The sequence below is a fragment of the Bradyrhizobium sp. RDM12 genome, from assembly GCF_051917485.1.
Lineage (GTDB): Bacteria > Pseudomonadota > Alphaproteobacteria > Rhizobiales > Xanthobacteraceae > Bradyrhizobium.
In genome coordinates this window covers 920,365-937,306 of record NZ_CM133064.1, presented here as the reverse complement: position 1 = coordinate 937,306, position 16,942 = coordinate 920,365, and the positions used below count along the sequence as shown (strand labels likewise).

The following is a 16,942-nucleotide window of genomic DNA, read 5'->3' as shown; positions in this document are numbered from 1 at the left end:
CGCGGCGCCGGTCGTGCTTTGGGTTCCCCGGCCGAAATGCTAGAAGGCGGGCCGAATGTCACTCGCAAAGCCGGCCTTTCCGACGCCCGACCACGATCACGGCCGCTGCACCGCGGACGCGCTGGCGCATGCGGAAGCGGTTTGCGAGCAGCGGGCGCAGAAATTCACGCCGATACGCCGCCAGGTGCTGGGTGCGCTGCTGTCCAGCCATCGCCCGCTCGGGGCCTATGAGGTGATCGACGAGCTCGCCAAGTCGATGGCGCGACCGGCGCCGATCACGGTCTACCGCGCTCTCGATTTTTTGATGGCGAACGGCCTCGTTCACCGCATCGAAAGCCGCAACGCCTATCTCGCCTGCGCCGCCCACGACCATGACGCGACCTCGGCGGTCGCGTTCCTGATCTGCGAGCGCTGCGCTCTCGTCGGCGAGATCCCGTCAGGGTCGTTCGCCACGGAGCTCAATGCCGCGGCGCGCGCGTCAGGTTTCGCGCCAAAGCTGTCCGTCGTCGAGATCACGGGCCTCTGCACCCATTGTCAGAAAACGTCTTGAAGCAACAACGGCGCAAAGCCGGATCCCGGGAAGACATGTCCTCACATCAAGCCAATCCGCCCGCCGCGCGCCCCCTCAGTGCCGGCGCCATAGCCCTGATGCTCATGCTGTGCCTGACCTGGGCCTTCAACCAGATCGCCGTGAAGCTGGTGCTGCCGGACATTCCGCCGATGCTGCAGGCGATGATCCGCTCGATGGGCGCGCTGCCGGTGCTGTTCATCATCGGCAGCTTGCGCGGCGTCAAATTCTTCGAGCGTGACGGCACGTGGAAGCCCGGGCTGATCGCCGGGCTGATGTTCGGCATCGAGTTCGTGCTGATCTTCCAGGGCTTGCGCCTGACCTCGGCGTCACGCGCGGTGGTGTTTCTCTACACCGCGCCGTTCTTTGTCGCGCTCGGCTCCTACCAGATGCTCGGCGAGCGTCTCGGCAGCACGCAATGGCTGGGCCTTGCGGTGAGCTTCGCCGGTGTCGCGCTCGCGATCGGCGTGCCGCAGGCCAATGTCGATTCGCACGTTCTGCTCGGTGATTTCATGATCGTGCTTGGCGCGTCGCTCTGGGCGGCGACCACGCTGGTTGCCAAGGGCACCCGGCTGCGCTTCGCTGCGCCGGAGAAGGCGCTGGGCTATCAGGTCGCGACCTCGATTCCGATCCTGGGGGCGGCTGCCCTGCTGGCCGGGGAATCCATCACCCACACTCCGTCGCCGCTGTCGTTCGCCCTGATGGCTTTCCAGGCGATCTGGGTGGTTGGAACCACGTTCACGCTTTGGTTCGCGCTGGTGAAGACCTATTCGGCCAGCAAATTGTCGGCTTTTACCTTCATCACCCCTTTGTTTGGCGTGGTGGGTAGCTATTTCATCATGCACGACACCCTAAGCTTGGCCTTCGGGGCGGCTGCCGTCCTTGTCATTGCTGGGCTTTTTCTGGTTAACCGTCCGAGCCAAACGGCCGCGGCGCCAGCTGATGCATTGCTGAACGTCACCAAAACCTGATATTTGGACCCCATGAACAAGCTCGAAAACCCCCTCGATTCCGATATCGCAGGCCCGGCGCCGCGTCACCGGACCACCCAGGTCAAGGTCGGCGACGTCGCCGTCGGCGGCGGTGCGCCGATCGTCGTGCAGTCGATGACCAACACCGACACCGCCGACATCGACGGCACCATCGCCCAGGTCGCAGCGCTCGCGCGCGCCGGTTCCGAAATGGTCCGCATCACCGTGGACCGCGAGGAAGCCGCTGCCGCCGTTCCGCACATCCGCGACGGCCTGCTCAAGCGCGGCATCACCACGCCCTTGATCGGCGACTTCCATTACATCGGCCACAAGCTGCTTGCGGCTTATCCGGCCTGCGCCGAGGCGCTGGCCAAGTACCGCATCAATCCCGGCAATGTCGGCTTCAAGGACAAGCGCGACACCCAGTTCGCCGACATCATCGAGATCGCGAACAAGAACAGCAAGCCGGTGCGCATCGGCGCCAATTGGGGTTCGCTCGACCAGGAGCTGCTGACCAAGCTGATGGACGAGAACGCCGCGTCCGCCAATCCGCGTGACGTGCGCGCGGTGACGCGCGAGGCGATGGTGCAGTCGGCGCTGCTCTCGGCCGCGCGCGCCGAAGAGCTCGGCATGCCCAAGGATCGCATCATCCTCTCGGCAAAGGTCTCGGCGGTGCAGGATCTCATCGCGGTCTATCAGGATCTCGCCAGCCGTTCCGACTACGCCATCCATCTCGGCCTGACCGAGGCCGGCATGGGCACCAAGGGTATCGTGGCGTCCTCGGCCGCGCTCGGCATCCTGCTGCAGCAGGGCATCGGTGACACCATCCGCATCTCGCTGACGCCGGAGCCCGGCGGCGACCGCACCCGTGAGGTGCAGGTCGGCCAGGAGCTGTTGCAGACCATGGGCTTCCGCACCTTCGTGCCGCTGGTTGCGGCCTGCCCCGGCTGCGGCCGCACCACCTCGACCACGTTCCAGGAACTGGCGCGCTCGATCCAGGACTTCATCCGCGACGAGATGCCGAACTGGAAGAGCAAGTATCCCGGCGTCGAGGAGCTCAACGTCGCGGTGATGGGCTGCATCGTCAACGGCCCCGGCGAATCCAAGCACGCCAACATCGGTATCTCCTGCCCGGCACCGGCGAAGCACCGGCTGCGCCGGTCTTCGTCGACGGCAAGAAGTTCCGCACGTTGCGCGGGCCGACGATCTCCGCCGACTTCAAGGCGCTGGTGATCGATTACATCGACCAGCGTTACGGCCAGGGCGCCAAGGCGCCGGTGACCGCGGCGGAGTAGTTTTACTCTGCTTTTACGGCGCCTGCGTAGCCCGGATGGAGCGAAGAGACTGGGCAAGAATCTAGCCGTTTGTGCAGAGGAGTGTACGATTCGGTATGACGAGATCGTATGTTCAAGACCGGGGTAAGCCGGGATCAGGCGAGCTTTCTTCCGCCGAGAGTGGAAGATTACGTGGCTGGCGACAACCCTGTTCGCGCCATCGATGCTTTTGTCGCAGCGCTGGATCTTAAACGGCTTGGCTTCGGCCATGCTGGGTCAGGCGGCGGGGCAGGACAACCTGCTTACGATCCCGCCGACCTGCTGAAGCTCTATCTTTATGGCTACATCAACAGAATCCGCTCCTCGCGCGCTCTTGAACGCGAGGCCGGGCGCAACCTCGAACTTATCTGGCTGATGAAGCACCTGGCGCCCGGCTATCGTACCATTGCCAATTTCCGCCGGGACAACTGGAAGGCGCTCAAGGCGGCGAACCGGGAGTTCGTGCTGCTGATGCGTGAACTCGACCTTCTGGGTGGTGAGGTGGTGGCGATCGACGGGGCGTTTTTGATGGCAACGCCAGCAAGGCGAGCATCAAGACGCAACGCCGACTTGCCAAGCGGCTGGCGGAGATCGAACAGGAGATTGAAGCCTATGGTGCCGCGCTGGAGGCCAACGACAGCGTGGAGGCGGAACGTCCGCCGGCGGGGCCAGATGGTGGCGGGGGCGAAGGCGGCGGGGACGTCGCGCAGAAGGTGGCGACCTTGATGGCCAAGCGCACAGCCCTGAAGGCGGATTTGGCGCGGCTGGAAGAGAGTGGTCAGACGCAGTTGTCGCGAACCGATGCGGATGCCCGCTTGCTGGCAAAGAACGGCCAGGTGGTGGCGGGCTACAACGTTCAGATCGCCGTCGACGACAAGCACAAGCTGATCGTGGCGAGCGAGGTCGTCAACGACGGCAACGACACCGGCCAGCTTTACGATATAGCCAAAGCCGCGAAGGAGGAGCTTGGCGTCGAGACGCTCACGGCGCTGGCCGATACCGGTTATTACAACGGCCACACGCTGAAGGACTGCGAGGAGAACGGGATCGTGGCCTACGTTCCGCAAGCCAGGCGGACCGCGCGGCTCGAAGCGCAAGATCGCATCAGCCATGAAGAGTTCGCCTATGACACCGAAGCCAATGTCTATCGCTGTCCCGCCGGCAGGCTCCTGAGCCCGACGGACGGCCGCAAGACCAACGGCAAACGGATCGAGATCCGGTATGTCAGCCGCAAATCCGACTGCGACGCCTGCGCGCTACGCTCACGCTGCCTCTCTGCCAAGACGCCGACGCGCACCGTTTACCGCTGGGAGCATGAGGCGGTGCTCGAGCGGCATCGTGCGCGGATGCAGGACGCCGACGCCCAGATGCGACGCCGGGCAGAACTCGCCGAACATCCCTTCGGTACCCTGAAATGCCGGGCGGGCTATCGCCACTTCCTCGTTCGCGGCTTCGACAAGGTGCGCGGCGAATGGAGCCTGATGGCACTCTGCTACAACTTCTCCCGCGTGCTGAACATCCTCGGCAGCGACAGTTTCATGGCTTATCTGGCCAACCGCCATCCATATTGGGCGTTCTTGCTGCTCAAAGCCGTCTCGGCCATCGTCAACCGCCTACAAGCCAGCATGCCGCTCTCCCAAGGCAAAGTGCGCCTGACCTTCGCCATAGCCACATAATCAGCGCGCAATACAATTCTTGCCCAGTCTCGAAGCGAAATCCGGGGCCGCTCGCACGCTGATTGACTGCTCCCGGATTGCGCTTCGCTCCATCCGGGCTACCATGCTCCCAATCAACAATGATCGGGAGCAACGCCCATGAGCTCACTCGCCGGCAAACAAGGTCCGCGTTATCGCCACACGGCGGAGGACGGCGCACCTTACGAAACCATCGCGGTCGAAAAGCTCACCCCCATCATCGGCGCGGAAATCTCCGGCGTCGACATCGGCAAGCTGGTGTCGGACGATGCCCGCTCCAACCAGCAGATGGATGAGATCCACCGCGCGCTCGCCGAAAACCTCGTCATCTTCTTCCGCGAACAGGCCATCACGCCGCAGCAGCATCTCGCCTTCGGCCGCAAGTTCGGCGAGTTGCATGTTCATCCGGCCGCGCCGCACGAGGACGAGGACCCGGCGCTGATGAAGATCTATGCGGATGCGAACTCGCCGCGCGCGAACGGCGAGGGCTGGCATTCCGACGTCTCCTGCGACCTCGAGCCGCCGATGGGCTCGATCCTCTACATCAAGCAGTGTCCGCCGCGCGGAGGCGACACGCTGTTCGCCAACATGTACGCGGCCTATGAGGCGCTGTCGGATCGCATGAAGGCCTATCTCGACGGCCTGACCGCGCTGCATGACGGCGAGCCGATCTATCGCGGACTCTACGCCAATTACGGCGTCGCCGATCGCTCGTCCTATCCGAACGCCGAGCACCCGGTGGTGCGCACCCATCCGGTCACGGGCAAGAAGGCGCTCTACGTCAACCGCGGCTTCACCCGCCACATCAACGGCATCCCGCGCGACGAGAGCGACGCGATGCTGGCCTATCTCTACCAGCACGTCGAAAACCCGCTGTTCCAGTGCCGCTTCCGCTGGACCGAGAACGCCATCGCGTTCTGGGACAACCGCTGCACCCAGCACCGCGCGATGTGGGATTACTGGCCGCACACGCGCTCGGGCACGCGGGTGACGGTGAAGGAGGAACGGCCGGTGTGAGCATATCGTGGCGCATCACCGCCGCTATCGCTGTCGCGTTGATCCCGCTGCTGGTGTGTTCGGCTGATCATGGCGACGCAGCCGGGGCGCGGAAGGCCGCAAGGGCCAGGCGCAGGCCGCCTGTTCCGGAGACCTGCGAGCCGCGCAAATTCAGGATCATCGTGGATGTCGGACACACCTCGGAAGCGCAGGGCGCGACCAGCGCGCGCAACGATGTGGAATTCGGCTTCAACCTGCATTTGGCCCGGCTGATCGGACAGCGCTTGACGTCGGCCGGCTTTGCCGCGACTCGCGTGCTGGTGACCGAAGGCAAGGCGCGAGCGAGCCTGCTCAAGCGCGTCGGCACGGCCAACGCCGGGCATGCCGATTTCTTCCTGTCGATCCACCATGATTCCGTGCCGGACAAGATGCTCGAGGACTGGGAATTCGAGGGCGCCGGGAGCCATTTCAGCGACCGCTTCAGCGGCCATTCACTGTTCGTGTCCGAGCGCAATCCGCACTTCGCCGCCAGCCTCGCCTTCGCCCGGTTGCTGGGCCGCGAGCTGAAGGAGAAAGGCCTGCAATACGCCACGCAATACAGCCTGCCGCTGATGGGACGTTACCGGCATCCCCTGCTCGACAAGGATGTCGGCGTCTACCGCTATGACGGCCTCGTCGTGCTCTCGCAGACCCGAAGCGCCGCGGTGCTGCTGGAGGCCGGCTCGATCATCAACCGTGACGAGGAGATGGCGATGAATTCGCCGGAGCGGCAGGAGCTGATTGCGACCGCCGTGGTGACGGCGATGCGGGCCTATTGCGAGAAGGGGTAGGTTTACGATCCTAAGGCCGGCGTTCCTGAGCTCCATGACGCACGTGGAGAATCACGATCTCGGCGTCATCGGGATTGACAGTGTAGAATACGAGATAAGGGTAACGAACGGTTGGGAACATGCGGACGCCGGGTTCGTCGGTAAGATGGCCAGCCTCGGGAAAATCCTGGAGGAGGCTGGCGACGGCCTTGATGCGCTCAACCACCGCAGCTGCGGCCGTGCGATTGTGTTCGTGAATATAGGAGAATATCTCGTCGATGTCCGAAAGCGAGCTTTCGGACCAGCGCACTCTCATGCGCTGTAGCGATTGAAAACGGCGGCGACCGCGTCGTCGCTTGCCAGCCGCCCTTCACGCATATCCTTCAGGCCGCGGCGTACGGCACTTCGTTCGTCGTCGCTGAGCCGGTAGATGCCGAGATGCCTGTTTTCGATGTCGGTCACGGACCGCATCAGCTCTTCCTGAGCCTCCTCGGGCCAGGCCGACACGCGTTCCAACAATATCTCAAGGGCTTGCTTGGTCATCCAGCAACAGTAGCAGAGGACGCGGCGATTTGCACGCCCTACAGCGGCGCTCCCTGATACTCCCGGTTCGCCAGGCTCGCCTCCTCCAGGTCCAGGTCGCGCTCGATCCGGCGTCGTGTCTCGTCCGTGATCTGACCGTCGCGCAGCAGGTCGTGGATGAACTTGCGCTCGGCGCTGATCAATTCGCGGGTCAGTGCGGTGCCGGCGGCGGAGACGTCGTGGTGGGTGGGGTCGAGTGACTCAGGCAGCTGGTTGACGCGGATCTCGTGACGGGCACGCAGCAGCCGCATCACCTCGTCCGAGACCTCTTTCTCTTCGGCCAATGCATCCAGCGATTTCAGCGCGGCGTCGAGCGCCTGGCGCCGTGCCGCGATCTCGGCCGCGTGCTCGGCGGCATGCTCGTTGCGGCCGGCCTCCGCGATGCCGAGCCAGCGAACCACCGGCGGCAGCGTCAGGCCGACGCCGATCAGCGTGATGAAGATGACGCCGAAGGCTACGAACAGGATCAGGTCGCGATACGGGAAGGCAGCGCCATCGGGCAGCGTGAACGGCAGCGCCAGCGCAGCGGCCAGCGACACCGCGCCGCGCACGCCGGTGAATGCGAGCGCGAACGGCCATTGCCAGGGCGGCGACGGATCGCGCCTGCGCAGCGATTTGCTGAACATCCGCGGCAGATAGGTCGCGGGGTAGAGCCAGGTGAAGCGCGCCAGAACGATGATCGCCATGACCACGGCGGTTGCGATCATGATGTTGTCGAGCGGGAACGCTTTCGATTTCTCGTAGAGCGCGCGCATCTGGAAGCCGGTGAGCAGGAACAGCAAGCCCTCGATCAGATAGATGATGAGGTCCCAGAAGAAGATGCCTTGCAGGCGCGTTGACGCCGAAATCAGCAGCGGCCCGTTCCAGCTCACATAAAGACCGCAGGCGACGGTGGCGATCACGCCGGAGCCGCCGACATGCTCGGGCAGCCAGTAGGATACGTAGGGCGTGATCAGCGACAGCGTCAGCTCGACCTGCGGATCGCAGGACCATTTGCGGAAGCGGAGGGAGAGCCAGCCGATACCGATGCCGAAGGCGATTTCGCCGGCGACGATCAGGGCAAATTCGCCGGCCGCCAGCGGCAGCGAGAAATGCCCGACCACGATCGCAGCGAGCGCGAAGCGGTAGAGGATCAGCGCGGTGGCGTCGTTGGCGAGCCCTTCGCCCTCGAGGATGACCATGAGCCGGCGCGGCATGTTCAGCCGTCGCGCGATCGCGAGCGGCGCCACCACGTCGGGCGGCGCGACGATGGCCCCCAGGAGGAAGCCGATGCTCCAGGGCAGGCCGATCACGTAATGAGTGGCCGTCGCGACCATCGCCGCGGTGAAGATCACGGCGCCGACCGCGAGCAGCACGATCGGACGCAAATTGTTCCTGAACTCGCGCCAGCTCATGGCCACACTCGCCGAGTAGATCAGCGGCGGCAGCACCATCAACAGCACCAGTTCCGGCGGCAGCTCCACCGGCGGCATGCCCGGCACGAAAGCGAGACCGACGCCGGAGAGCATCAGCAAAATGGCAGGTGCCATGTTGAAACGGCGGGCGACCAGCGCCGTGCCCGCCAGCACGGCGAGCAGGATCAGGAAGGTCTGGAATTGCGCTGCGATCATGCCCTGTCTTGGCCCGGAAGCCGCCAAGAGGTCAATGCGAGGCCGCTTACGACAATCGCTCAGTCACCATGCGCCCGATGCGGGCGAAAACCGCCTCGATTTGCGCCGCATTCGGCGTGCCGCCCTGGGTATAGGCCGCGATCAGGATCGGCGCATCAGGCCTGGTTTTGGCCCAGGCGACCGCGATGTCGGCCGATGCGTCCTTGCCGTTGTTGCCGGTCTTGTCGCCGATCTTCCAGGCCGCCGGCAAGCCGCCGCGCAGCCGGTTCGCGCCGGTCTTGCAGCCGACCATCCAGTCGATGAGCTGGGCTCGTGACGCCGGCGACAGCGCTTCGCCCGTCACCAGCCGCTTGAGATTGCCGGCCATCGCCGCCGGCGTCGTCGTGTCGTGGGGATCGCCGGGCGGCGAGCGGTTCAGCTCGGGTTCGTTGTGGTCGAGCCGCGAAATGGTATCGCCGATCGCTCGCCAGAACGCCGTGAGTGCGGCGGGACCGCCGATCCGCGCGAGCAGCAGATTGGCGCAGGTGTTGTCGCTGAGTTCGACGATCGCCTTGCACATGTCCGCGACCGACATCGCGCCGGCCGAGAGGTTTTGCTTCGCGACCGGCGCGTACTCCAGCAGGTCGGTCTTGCCATAGGGGATTATCGCGGCCAGCTTCTCCTCGCCGCGATCGACCCGCGCCAGCACGCAAGCCGCGAGCGAGGCCTTGAACGTCGAGCACATCACGAAGCGCTCGTCGGCCCGCCAGGTGAGCTTGGCGCCGGTGGCGAGATTCTCCGCGTAGACCCCGATCCGTCCGCCGCTCTCGCGCTCATAGGATTCGAGTTCAGGCGGTGCGTCCGCGGCGAGAGCCGGCGCAGCGGCCATCCAGCACAGCGAGGCAAGCAGGGAACGGCGGTCGAGCAGCATGGTGGACTTTCGGGCATCGTCATTGCGAGCGCAGCGAAGCAATCCAGTCTGTCACCGCGGCGGGATTCCGGATTGCTTCGGTTCGCTCGCAATGACGGAGAATGGGGGCGAGTGCGCCCGATTTCGGGCACTGGCGATTGAAGCCTCACTCCTTCAGATCATAGCGATACGATTTCGACACGATCTGCCAGCCATCGGCGAGCTTCATTGCCACCAGATAATCGGTGAAAAAACGCGGCGGCAGCTGGCATTTGACCTTGATGAAGGCGGTCTTGTCGTCCGAGCGGTCGATGGTGACGATGAAATCCTCGCGCGGTTTGCCTTCCGCCTTGGCCGATGCGCGCTTGCCCACCCGGTCGAGCCAGTCGGGCACGGTGAGCACCTGCAGTTCGCCCTTTTCGACCCAGCGCAGATCGGCGGACGGATGGAAAATCGCACCGAGCTTTTCGGCGTCGCCCTCGTAAAGACCGTCGAAATAGCATTGCACGACGGCTTCGACGCTCGAACGATCTGGGCTCATGGGTCATCCCCCTTGAATGATGGCGCGCCGCGAACTTAGTGGTACGCATCGAATTGCGCTATGGGTGTCTGCGCAATCTAAGCGAGGGCATCGTCATGACCGGATCAGAAACATCAAGCGCTCGCACCCTTGCCGGCGAATGCTATTGCCGCGCCCTGCGCTACGAGGTGGCGGATGCGTTCTCCTATGCGCTGAACTGCCACTGCTCGAACTGCCGCCGGACCACCGGTTCCGCCTTCAAGCCGTTCGCGGGCATCGAGTACAGCCGGCTCCGCCTCGTCGGCGGGGAGGAGCAGCGGATGATTTACGGGGACGACACCACCCATGACGCGCACTGCGCCCGCTGCGGCTCGCTGCTCTATTCGCGCGTCCGCGAAGGAAAATGGGCCCATGTCGCCATGGGAACCCTGGTCGATTCCCCTCGATCCGCCCGAGCGCCCATATTTTCGTCGGCTCCAAGGCACCGTGGCACGAGATCACGGACGATCTGCCGCAGTATCGGGAGCATATCCGGGATGCCTAGGGCAACCCGGCTCGTACGCACTTGGCGGGGAACCGCCAACGCAGCTCAGCATGGGGCTAAGCGGCGTCGGTGCTCGTCAAAACTACGGCCGCACGCACAGGTCCTCATCCTGAGGGCCGGCCAGCGGCGGGCGTCTCGAAGGATGGCCACAGGGGAATCGCTCCCCTATGCGAAGCCGTGACAATGTCGGGCGATCATGTCGCAATCGCACTCGCCGCGATGTTCACCGTCAATGCCAGCAACGCCGTATTGTAGATGAAGGATACGATGCCATGCGCCGTCGCGGTGCGGCGGATGGTCTTGTCGGTGATGCCGACGTCGGAGACCTGCGCGGTCATGCCGATCACGAACGAGAAATAGACGAAGTCCCAATAGTCGGCGTGATCATCCTTGTCGCCGCTCGGGAACTGCAATCCACCCAACGGGGGGCGATAATAATCATGGGCATAGTGCAGCGCGAACGTCGTGTGCACGGCGGCCCAGGATAGCGCAATCGTGGTGATGGCGATGGTCAGCTCCGCGGCGCCGCGGTGGGTACCGAGCTCCGCGACGATCGCCGCGATGCTCGCAAACGCGCCGATCGCCGTCACCAGCAGGATCACGAAGCGGCCGTCGTCCTGCATCGCGGCGCTGCGGCGGATGTGCTGGTGGTCGTTGCACAGCATCATGCTGTAGACCAGCACGAGATACACTGCGATCAGCGCATCCCAGCCGAGTACAAGCCGCGTCGTCAGCCGGGGCGAGCCCGGCAACAGCAGGCAGACGAGGATGCCGATAGCGAGCGAGATGAACGTCCGTGGCCGGGCGTAGATCAACCGCATCGGCCGTGACATCTGGCGGAAGCGGACGAGGACGGGATCTTCTTTTTCCATGCAGATCGTCCGGTGAGGCCTGAGCGGCAATCGCAGGTGCGCTCCCTCCCCCGCTTGCGGGGGAGGGTAGGGGAGAGGGTGTCTCCGCCAGCGAGAACCCCCAAGAGGAGAGAGCCCTCACCCGCGCCTTCGGCGCGACCTCTCCCGCAAGCCGGGAGAGGTGAAAACTCGAACGTCAGTTCTTGCGTTCGGCGACGAAGCGCGCGGCGGCTTGCAGCACGGCGGCGCGATCGCCGAAGATCGAGACGGCGCTGTCGGCGCGCGCGAGCAGGTCACGCACGCGCTGCTTTGCGCCTTCAATGCCGAGCTGGGTGACGAAAGTGGTCTTGCCGAGCGCTGCGTCCTGGCCGGAGGGCTTGCCGAGCGCCGCCGCATCGCCCTCGACGTCGAGCAGATCGTCGGCGATCTGGAAGGCTTCACCGAGCGCGCGGCCGTAATCGTCGAGCGCCTGATATTCCGCCTTCGTGGCCTGGCCGAGGACCGCGCCGGCGATGCAGCCGTAGCGCAGCAGCGCGCCGGTCTTCATCTGCTGGATGCGCGCGACATCGACCGGTTCACGATCGCCAAAGCGGCCTTCACCGGCGAGATCGAGGATCTGGCCGCCGACCATGCCGCCGATGCCGGCGCAACGCGCCAGGGCGCGGGTCAGCAACAGCCGTACATTGGCGTCGCGATGGATCTCGTCCCGGGTGACGATGTCGAAGGCGATGGTCAGAAGGCCATCGCCGGCGAGGATCGCGGTGGCATCATCGGTCTGCTTGTGCAGGGTAGGGCGGCCACGGCGCAGGTCCGAATTGTCCATGGCCGGCAGATCGTCATGGATCAGCGAATAGCAGTGGATGCATTCGAGCGCGGCACCCACGAGCAGCGCCGCTTCGCGGGGAACGGCGAACACGGCCGCGCTCTCGACCACCAGGAACGGCCGCAGGCGCTTGCCGCCATTCAGGCTCGAATAGCGCATTGCGTCCATCAGTCGCTTGGGACGGGCGATCTCATCGTGCAGGATGTCGTCCGACAGCAGGCGCCCGAGCAGGGCTTCGGTGTCATCAGCGGTCTTGTCCAGACGTTTGGCGAAATCGGACGGGGACGTGCCGGTCATCAAGAAAGGCTCCAGAACCAAAATTCGGCGGGACAATCCTTTATGAGCCGGCCCCAGTCAATCGTTTGGAAGGCCTAAAAAGTGCTGGAAAAGGCCCGAATTTTCACAGACTTAATGCCGAGGCCGTGAGCCGCGTTTCATTTTGCGCCGGAAAGGTCGATTTGCGCATCGTCAAAATCCTGCTGCTGGCGCTCGCGGTCGTGGCTCTCGCGCCCTATGTGGTCGCGCCGTTCTACCGCAGCGGCCATCCGGTCTCGACGCTGATGGCCTGGCGTTCGCTGACGGGCGCGCCGATGCATCGGGAATGGATCGATCTGGCGGCGATGTCGCCGTATTTGCCGCGCGCGGTGGTGGCGGCCGAGGATGCGCATTTCTGCAAGCACCACGGCATCGACTGGGGCGCGCTGCGCGAAGCCATTGACGACGCCAAGGAGGACGGTACGCCGTTCCGCGGCGCCTCCACCATCACCCAGCAGGTCGCGAAAAACCTGTTCCTCTGGCAGGGGCGGGATTTCGTCCGCAAGGCGCTGGAATTCCCGCTGGCGCTCTGGATCGATTTGGTCCTGCCCAAGCAGCGGATCCTGGAAATTTACCTCAACATCGCCGAGCTCGGTCCGCACGGCCAGTTTGGGGTCGAGACGGGCAGCGCCTATGCTTTCGGCAAGTCGGCTGGCGACCTCTCCCCCCGGGAAGCGGCCCTTTTGGCCTCGATCCTCCCGAATCCGGTCAAACGCAGCGCCAGGACCCCGGGACCGGGCGTCCGGCGACTGGCCGGGACCTATGTGGCAAGGGGGCAGGCGTCTTCGCTGTTGACCTGCTGGCGGGAAAATCGCTGATTTCGGGCTCTTTTCGGGCGTATTTTCCGTCCCAGAACCCTAGCTTTACGGCCAGCCTTCCTCTATAAGCCCGGCCTTGATCGGCATTCAGCTCGCCTCGCATTGCGGGTGCTGAGCAGTCCTTTCGTGGACGATGCCCGGATGAACATCAATCCCTAGAGGATATTGAAATGGCCGTTCCGAGACGAAAAACTTCGCCGTCGCGCCGTGGCATGCGCCGCTCGGCAGACGCCATCAAGAAGCCGACCTATGTGGAAGACAAGGACTCCGGTGAGCTCCGTCGTCCGCACCATCTCGACCTCAAGACCGGCATGTACAAGGGCCGTCAGGTCCTGAAGAAGAAAGAGTCCTAAAGACTCTTCTCGGGCAGGGTTATCCTCAATCAGGATGACGTGACCTGCCTGATTTCGGCCAATCCATGAGATATGACGGTGTCGGCGGCGGAGCGAATGCTTCGCCGTCGCATTGTCTTGCCCGGACATCTTGATCGAGAAGGCGCTTTGCCGATGGTCGGTTTCCCGCTGCTTCTGATTCCGCTCGCGGTCTACAACATCATCGCCTTCCTGATGCCCAGCGTGTCCTTTTCGGATGTGCTGTTCAAGGTGCCGATGATCACCGGCGAGACCTGGCCGGTCACGCTTGCCGATCTGCTGCTTGCGCTTGGCGTGTTGCTGCTGCTGCTCGAGGTGGTCAAGGGCGCGCGGCCCGGCGCGAAATTCCTGATGGATCATCTGCTGTCGCTGATCGTGTTCGGCGCGGCCGCGGCCGAATTCGTGATGTGGCCCAAATTCGGCAATTCCACCTATTTCCTGCTGGTGCTGCTTGCGATGGCCGATTTCCTCGGCGGCATCGCCCAACGCGCACGCCGGCGCATCGCCTATGTCGCCGCGGAGACGGTGGCGGTGCCGCGCAAGGCCAAGCGCCAGGCCGAGGCGCCGCCGCCAGCGACAGTGTTCGAGCCGAAGCTCGATCCCGTGTCTGCACCGCAGCCTGAATCGCCGCCCGCGCCCACGGCGCAATCGGTTGCCGAATCCGTTTTGATGGATCACCCCGCGCCGAAGCCGGGCATCGTATCGTCGCCGGAAATTCCCTCGCCGCATTTGCAGCCGGGCAACGGCACGCCGTCCTCGCCCGAAGAGCCGCGCTGATCTTGCCGCGACGCCGGTGCGCTCCCTTGCACCGCAAGCGGCAGGGCTATCGCATATGGGAGCGATTCCCCCGTGGCCATCCTTCGAGACGCCCGCCGTTGACGGGCCCTCAGGACGAGGACTGAGCATGGGGCCGTCGTTTTGACGAGCACCGATGCCGCTTAGCCTCATCTTGAGGAGACCGCGAAGCGGTCGTCTCGAACGATGAGGCGCGCACTCAGGTCGTGCAAAATGCGATATGCGATTGCCCTGCCGCTAGCGGGGCGAGTCGAAGAGAGGTGGCCGCGCTGATCGGTGCTACGCCACCTGACGCGTCCGTGAGGTGACGCTGGGAAGCGGGCGGTTGCCATAGGCCATGCGTGCGTCCTCGGACGAGCCGCGGCGCAGCCGGCTTGCCTGGGGCAGGTGCTCGGCATTGGCGATCAGCTGGGCGACGAAGCTCGGATCGGGGCGGGTCACCGGGATGCCTTTGTGGACCCATTCCAGCGTCGGTGTCAGCGGCACCACTGCGGTGCCCATCGTCCGCTCCACTTCGTCCGATCTATCAGTCGTCACCATCGTAACACCGTCAGGCCGGTCAACTGTCGCGTTTCGGGACGAAGCGCGCTGTGCCTGTGATGGTCTCGCAAGGCCTATGCCGGTCGAGCCTATAGGGTTCCGGGGGCTCGCAAAACGTGGTTTCCAAATTGTTTATCAACTTTGCCTAGGTTGGGAGGTGAATCTGGCCGTATTCTGTGCCGGCTCAGGACTCCCCGCTGTCCCGAAACGAGGCGCTTTTGACCCCAGCATTGCCGCAAGCCTCCGAAATCCTGGCCGCTCTTGGTCAGGCCGTGTTCGTCTGGGATATCGCCAGCGACGCCATCGTCTGGGGCGAGCAGGCCGGCGCCATCTTCCCCGGCATTCCCCTCGAGCGCCTCGCGACCGGCGCCGAGTTCGCCAAGCTGATCGAGCCCGCGCAGACGCTGCGGAGCGCGGCGCTGGCGCAGACATCCGCCGTGCACGGCACCGACGGCACGCCCTACCGGGTCGAATATGGCGTGCGCATGAGCGCCTCCGATCCCATGGTCTGGATCGAGGAGACCGGCCGCTGGTTCGCGGGTGCCGACGGCCGCCCGATGCGAGCGATCGGCTCCGTCCGCATCAACAATGAGCAGCACGCCCGCGACGAGGAGCTGACCAAGCTCGCCCGGCTTGATCCGCTGACCGGCGAGCTCAACCGCTCTCACCTGATCGCGGCGCTGGCCGAGGCGATCGAGGAGACGAGCCGCTTCCGCTCGACCGCAGCCTTCATGCTGGTCGGCATCGATCATCTTGCCCGCGTCAACGACGCCTTTGGCTTTGACGTTGCCGATGCCGTGATCCTCGACGTCGCCAAGCGCATTCGCGCGCGCTTGCGTGGCGGTGACGTGCTCGGCCGCTTCTCCGGCAACAAGTTCGGCCTGATCCTGAAGAACTGCACCGTTGATGATATGAACGTCGCCGCCGAGCGCTTCCTCGCCGGCGTCCGTGACGAGGTGGTGCCGACCAAATCCGGCCCGGTCTCGGTCACCGTCTCGATCGGCGCGGTCAACCTGCCGCGCTATGCCCGCAATACCGACGAGGCCATCAACCGCGCCCACGAGACGCTGGATGCCGCCAAGCGCCGCCGCGCCGGCTCGTTCGCCGTCTGGCGTCCAAACGCCGAGCGCGACGCGCAGCGCCGCGTCAACATCCGCGTCACCGACGAGATCGTCACCGCGCTGAACGAGCGCCGCATCAAGCTCGCATACGAGCCGGTGGTGTCGGCTGCCACGCGCGAGGGCGCGTTCCACGAATGCCTGGTGCGGATGGACCAGGGCGGCGGCCAGGTGCTGCTCGCGCCTGACATCGTTCCGGTCGCCGAGCGGCTCGGCCTCATCCGCCTGGTCGATCACCGCGTGCTCGAGCTCGTGGTCGCCGAGCTCGCGGCCGCGCCCGACATCCGCCTCAGCCTCAACATCTCGCCGGATACCACGATGGACCCCGATTGGTGGGCCGGGATCGAATCGCTGATGCGCGCCCATCCCGGCGTCGCCGAGCGGCTGATCGTGGAGATCACCGAGACCGTTGCGATCCAGGATATCGACGATGTCCGCGGCTTCGTGACCCGGCTGAAGAATTTCGGCAGCCGCATCGCCATCGACGATTTCGGCGCCGGCTACACCTCGTTCCGCAATCTGCGCAAGCTCGGCGTGGACATCGTCAAGATCGACGGTGCCTTCGTGCAGAACATCACGCATTCCGCCGACGACCGCGCTTTCGTGCAGACCTTGATCGACCTCGCCCGCCGCCTCGACATCAAGACCGTCGCCGAATGGGTGCAGGACGAGGAGGCCGCCGACATGCTGCGCGACTGGGGTTGCGACTACATCCAGGGCCGCCTGATTGGCCTCGCATCCGCCGACCGCCCGTGGGGTGCGCCGCCGGACAGCGTACTGCCGGCGGCAAGCTGAGGCATCGCAGGACGAAGTAG

General features: G+C 64.7%; 18 protein-coding genes and 2 pseudogenes. 12 read left to right on the top strand and 8 right to left on the bottom strand.

Going from position 1 to position 16,942, the window contains the following annotated elements; all coding sequences use genetic code 11:
• Positions 1-55: 55 nt before the first annotated feature.
• The 7 genes and pseudogenes from ACTGJ9_RS04430 (at position 56) to ACTGJ9_RS04400 (ending at position 6,372) form a co-directional block, all read left to right on the top strand.
• Entirely contained in the window at positions 56-550 is a 495-nt protein-coding gene (locus ACTGJ9_RS04430; RefSeq protein ID WP_456676086.1) for a Fur family transcriptional regulator, read from the top strand.
• A gap of 35 nt (positions 551-585) precedes the next feature.
• On the top strand, positions 586-1,539 hold the full coding sequence (locus ACTGJ9_RS04425; RefSeq protein WP_456676085.1) for a DMT family transporter: 954 nt from the start codon (positions 586-588) through the stop codon (positions 1,537-1,539).
• 12 nt (positions 1,540-1,551) lie between these two features.
• Positions 1,552-2,834 (top strand): annotated as a pseudogene (gene ispG, locus ACTGJ9_RS04420) (flavodoxin-dependent (E)-4-hydroxy-3-methylbut-2-enyl-diphosphate synthase).
• Between the two features lie 171 nt (positions 2,835-3,005).
• A complete protein-coding gene (locus tag ACTGJ9_RS04415; protein ID WP_456676084.1) occupies positions 3,006-3,578 on the top strand; it encodes a transposase in 573 nt (190 codons plus the stop codon).
• On the top strand, positions 3,578-4,528 hold the full coding sequence (locus tag ACTGJ9_RS04410) for a transposase (protein ID WP_456676083.1): 951 nt from the start codon (positions 3,578-3,580) through the stop codon (positions 4,526-4,528). Before ACTGJ9_RS04415 ends, ACTGJ9_RS04410 begins: the two co-directional genes overlap by 1 nt.
• A 138-nt stretch (positions 4,529-4,666) precedes the next feature.
• Positions 4,667-5,563, top strand: a complete 897-nt coding sequence (locus ACTGJ9_RS04405; RefSeq protein WP_456676082.1) for a TauD/TfdA dioxygenase family protein — start codon at positions 4,667-4,669, stop codon at positions 5,561-5,563.
• A 53-nt stretch (positions 5,564-5,616) separates the two neighbouring features.
• Entirely contained in the window at positions 5,617-6,372 is a 756-nt protein-coding gene (locus ACTGJ9_RS04400) for an N-acetylmuramoyl-L-alanine amidase (protein ID WP_456678439.1), read from the top strand.
• Positions 6,373-6,382: 10 nt separating this feature from the next.
• Here ACTGJ9_RS04400 and ACTGJ9_RS04395 read toward each other — a convergent pair whose 3' ends face one another.
• The 5 genes from ACTGJ9_RS04395 to ACTGJ9_RS04375 form a co-directional block, all read right to left on the bottom strand.
• Positions 6,383-6,667: a type II toxin-antitoxin system RelE/ParE family toxin gene (locus ACTGJ9_RS04395; protein WP_456676081.1), complete on the bottom strand. Its 285-nt coding sequence runs from the start codon at positions 6,665-6,667 to the stop codon at positions 6,383-6,385.
• Complete coding sequence (locus ACTGJ9_RS04390) at positions 6,664-6,894, bottom strand: hypothetical protein (protein WP_456676080.1); 231 nt, start codon at positions 6,892-6,894, stop codon at positions 6,664-6,666. The genes ACTGJ9_RS04395 and ACTGJ9_RS04390 overlap by 4 nt, the downstream gene beginning before the upstream one ends.
• A gap of 38 nt (positions 6,895-6,932) precedes the next feature.
• Complete coding sequence (locus ACTGJ9_RS04385; protein ID WP_456676079.1) at positions 6,933-8,543, bottom strand: Na+/H+ antiporter; 1,611 nt, start codon at positions 8,541-8,543, stop codon at positions 6,933-6,935.
• Between the two features lie 46 nt (positions 8,544-8,589).
• The gene (gene bla, locus ACTGJ9_RS04380; RefSeq protein ID WP_456676078.1) at positions 8,590-9,453 is read right to left on the bottom strand and encodes a class A beta-lactamase; all 864 of its coding nucleotides are present in this window, start codon (positions 9,451-9,453) and stop codon (positions 8,590-8,592) included.
• Positions 9,454-9,598: 145 nt separating this feature from the next.
• Positions 9,599-9,973, bottom strand: coding sequence for a nuclear transport factor 2 family protein (locus ACTGJ9_RS04375; RefSeq protein ID WP_456676077.1), 375 nt, complete (start codon positions 9,971-9,973; stop codon positions 9,599-9,601).
• A 95-nt stretch (positions 9,974-10,068) separates the two neighbouring features.
• Between ACTGJ9_RS04375 and ACTGJ9_RS04370 the strand changes: the two are divergent.
• Positions 10,069-10,496: pseudogene (locus tag ACTGJ9_RS04370) on the top strand (GFA family protein).
• A 194-nt stretch (positions 10,497-10,690) separates the two neighbouring features.
• Here ACTGJ9_RS04370 and ACTGJ9_RS04365 read toward each other — a convergent pair.
• Both ACTGJ9_RS04365 and ACTGJ9_RS04360 read right to left on the bottom strand, forming a co-directional pair.
• Complete coding sequence (locus tag ACTGJ9_RS04365; protein ID WP_456676076.1) at positions 10,691-11,368, bottom strand: DUF1345 domain-containing protein; 678 nt, start codon at positions 11,366-11,368, stop codon at positions 10,691-10,693.
• Between the two features lie 175 nt (positions 11,369-11,543).
• The gene (locus ACTGJ9_RS04360) at positions 11,544-12,467 is read right to left on the bottom strand and encodes a polyprenyl synthetase family protein (RefSeq protein ID WP_456676075.1); all 924 of its coding nucleotides are present in this window, start codon (positions 12,465-12,467) and stop codon (positions 11,544-11,546) included.
• A gap of 161 nt (positions 12,468-12,628) precedes the next feature.
• Between ACTGJ9_RS04360 and mtgA the strand changes: the two genes are divergently transcribed.
• From mtgA to ACTGJ9_RS04345, 3 genes are all read left to right on the top strand, one after another.
• On the top strand, positions 12,629-13,303 hold the full coding sequence (gene mtgA, locus ACTGJ9_RS04355) for a monofunctional biosynthetic peptidoglycan transglycosylase (RefSeq protein WP_456676074.1): 675 nt from the start codon (positions 12,629-12,631) through the stop codon (positions 13,301-13,303).
• 170 nt (positions 13,304-13,473) lie between these two features.
• Positions 13,474-13,656 carry a 50S ribosomal protein L32 gene (rpmF, locus tag ACTGJ9_RS04350; protein WP_007598106.1) on the top strand — a complete coding sequence of 61 codons (183 nt, stop codon included), beginning with the start codon at positions 13,474-13,476 and terminating at the stop codon, positions 13,654-13,656.
• Between the two features lie 153 nt (positions 13,657-13,809).
• A complete protein-coding gene (locus ACTGJ9_RS04345) occupies positions 13,810-14,451 on the top strand; it encodes a hypothetical protein (protein WP_456676073.1) in 642 nt (213 codons plus the stop codon).
• A gap of 297 nt (positions 14,452-14,748) precedes the next feature.
• Here the strand turns inward: ACTGJ9_RS04345 and ACTGJ9_RS04340 are convergent, their stop codons facing one another.
• Complete coding sequence (locus ACTGJ9_RS04340; RefSeq protein ID WP_456676072.1) at positions 14,749-15,009, bottom strand: hypothetical protein; 261 nt, start codon at positions 15,007-15,009, stop codon at positions 14,749-14,751.
• A 218-nt stretch (positions 15,010-15,227) separates the two neighbouring features.
• On the opposite strand from ACTGJ9_RS04340, the gene ACTGJ9_RS04335 reads away from it, so the two are divergent.
• Positions 15,228-16,922, top strand: coding sequence for a putative bifunctional diguanylate cyclase/phosphodiesterase (locus tag ACTGJ9_RS04335; RefSeq protein WP_456676071.1), 1,695 nt, complete (start codon positions 15,228-15,230; stop codon positions 16,920-16,922).
• The last annotated feature ends 20 nt before the right edge of the window (positions 16,923-16,942 follow it).

Excerpts from the sequence above, each read along its gene's own strand:
- ACTGJ9_RS04340 (WP_456676072.1), bottom strand. The coding sequence starts at position 15,009 with ATGGTGACGACTGATAGATCGGACGAAGTGGAGCGGACGATGGGCACC.
- ACTGJ9_RS04425 (WP_456676085.1), top strand. The coding sequence starts at position 586 with ATGTCCTCACATCAAGCCAATCCGCCCGCCGCGCGCCCCCTCAGTGCC.
- ACTGJ9_RS04345 (WP_456676073.1), top strand. The coding sequence starts at position 13,810 with ATGGTCGGTTTCCCGCTGCTTCTGATTCCGCTCGCGGTCTACAACATC.
- ACTGJ9_RS04375 (WP_456676077.1), bottom strand. The coding sequence starts at position 9,973 with ATGAGCCCAGATCGTTCGAGCGTCGAAGCCGTCGTGCAATGCTATTTC.
- ACTGJ9_RS04410 (WP_456676083.1), top strand. The coding sequence starts at position 3,578 with ATGGCCAAGCGCACAGCCCTGAAGGCGGATTTGGCGCGGCTGGAAGAG.
- ACTGJ9_RS04405 (WP_456676082.1), top strand. The coding sequence starts at position 4,667 with ATGAGCTCACTCGCCGGCAAACAAGGTCCGCGTTATCGCCACACGGCG.
- bla (WP_456676078.1), bottom strand. The coding sequence starts at position 9,453 with ATGCTGCTCGACCGCCGTTCCCTGCTTGCCTCGCTGTGCTGGATGGCC.
- rpmF (WP_007598106.1), top strand. The coding sequence starts at position 13,474 with ATGGCCGTTCCGAGACGAAAAACTTCGCCGTCGCGCCGTGGCATGCGC.
- ACTGJ9_RS04390 (WP_456676080.1), bottom strand. The coding sequence starts at position 6,894 with ATGACCAAGCAAGCCCTTGAGATATTGTTGGAACGCGTGTCGGCCTGG.
- ACTGJ9_RS04395 (WP_456676081.1), bottom strand. The coding sequence starts at position 6,667 with ATGAGAGTGCGCTGGTCCGAAAGCTCGCTTTCGGACATCGACGAGATA.
- ACTGJ9_RS04365 (WP_456676076.1), bottom strand. The coding sequence starts at position 11,368 with ATGGAAAAAGAAGATCCCGTCCTCGTCCGCTTCCGCCAGATGTCACGG.
- ACTGJ9_RS04430 (WP_456676086.1), top strand. The coding sequence starts at position 56 with ATGTCACTCGCAAAGCCGGCCTTTCCGACGCCCGACCACGATCACGGC.
- ACTGJ9_RS04385 (WP_456676079.1), bottom strand. The coding sequence starts at position 8,543 with ATGATCGCAGCGCAATTCCAGACCTTCCTGATCCTGCTCGCCGTGCTG.
- ACTGJ9_RS04360 (WP_456676075.1), bottom strand. The coding sequence starts at position 12,467 with ATGACCGGCACGTCCCCGTCCGATTTCGCCAAACGTCTGGACAAGACC.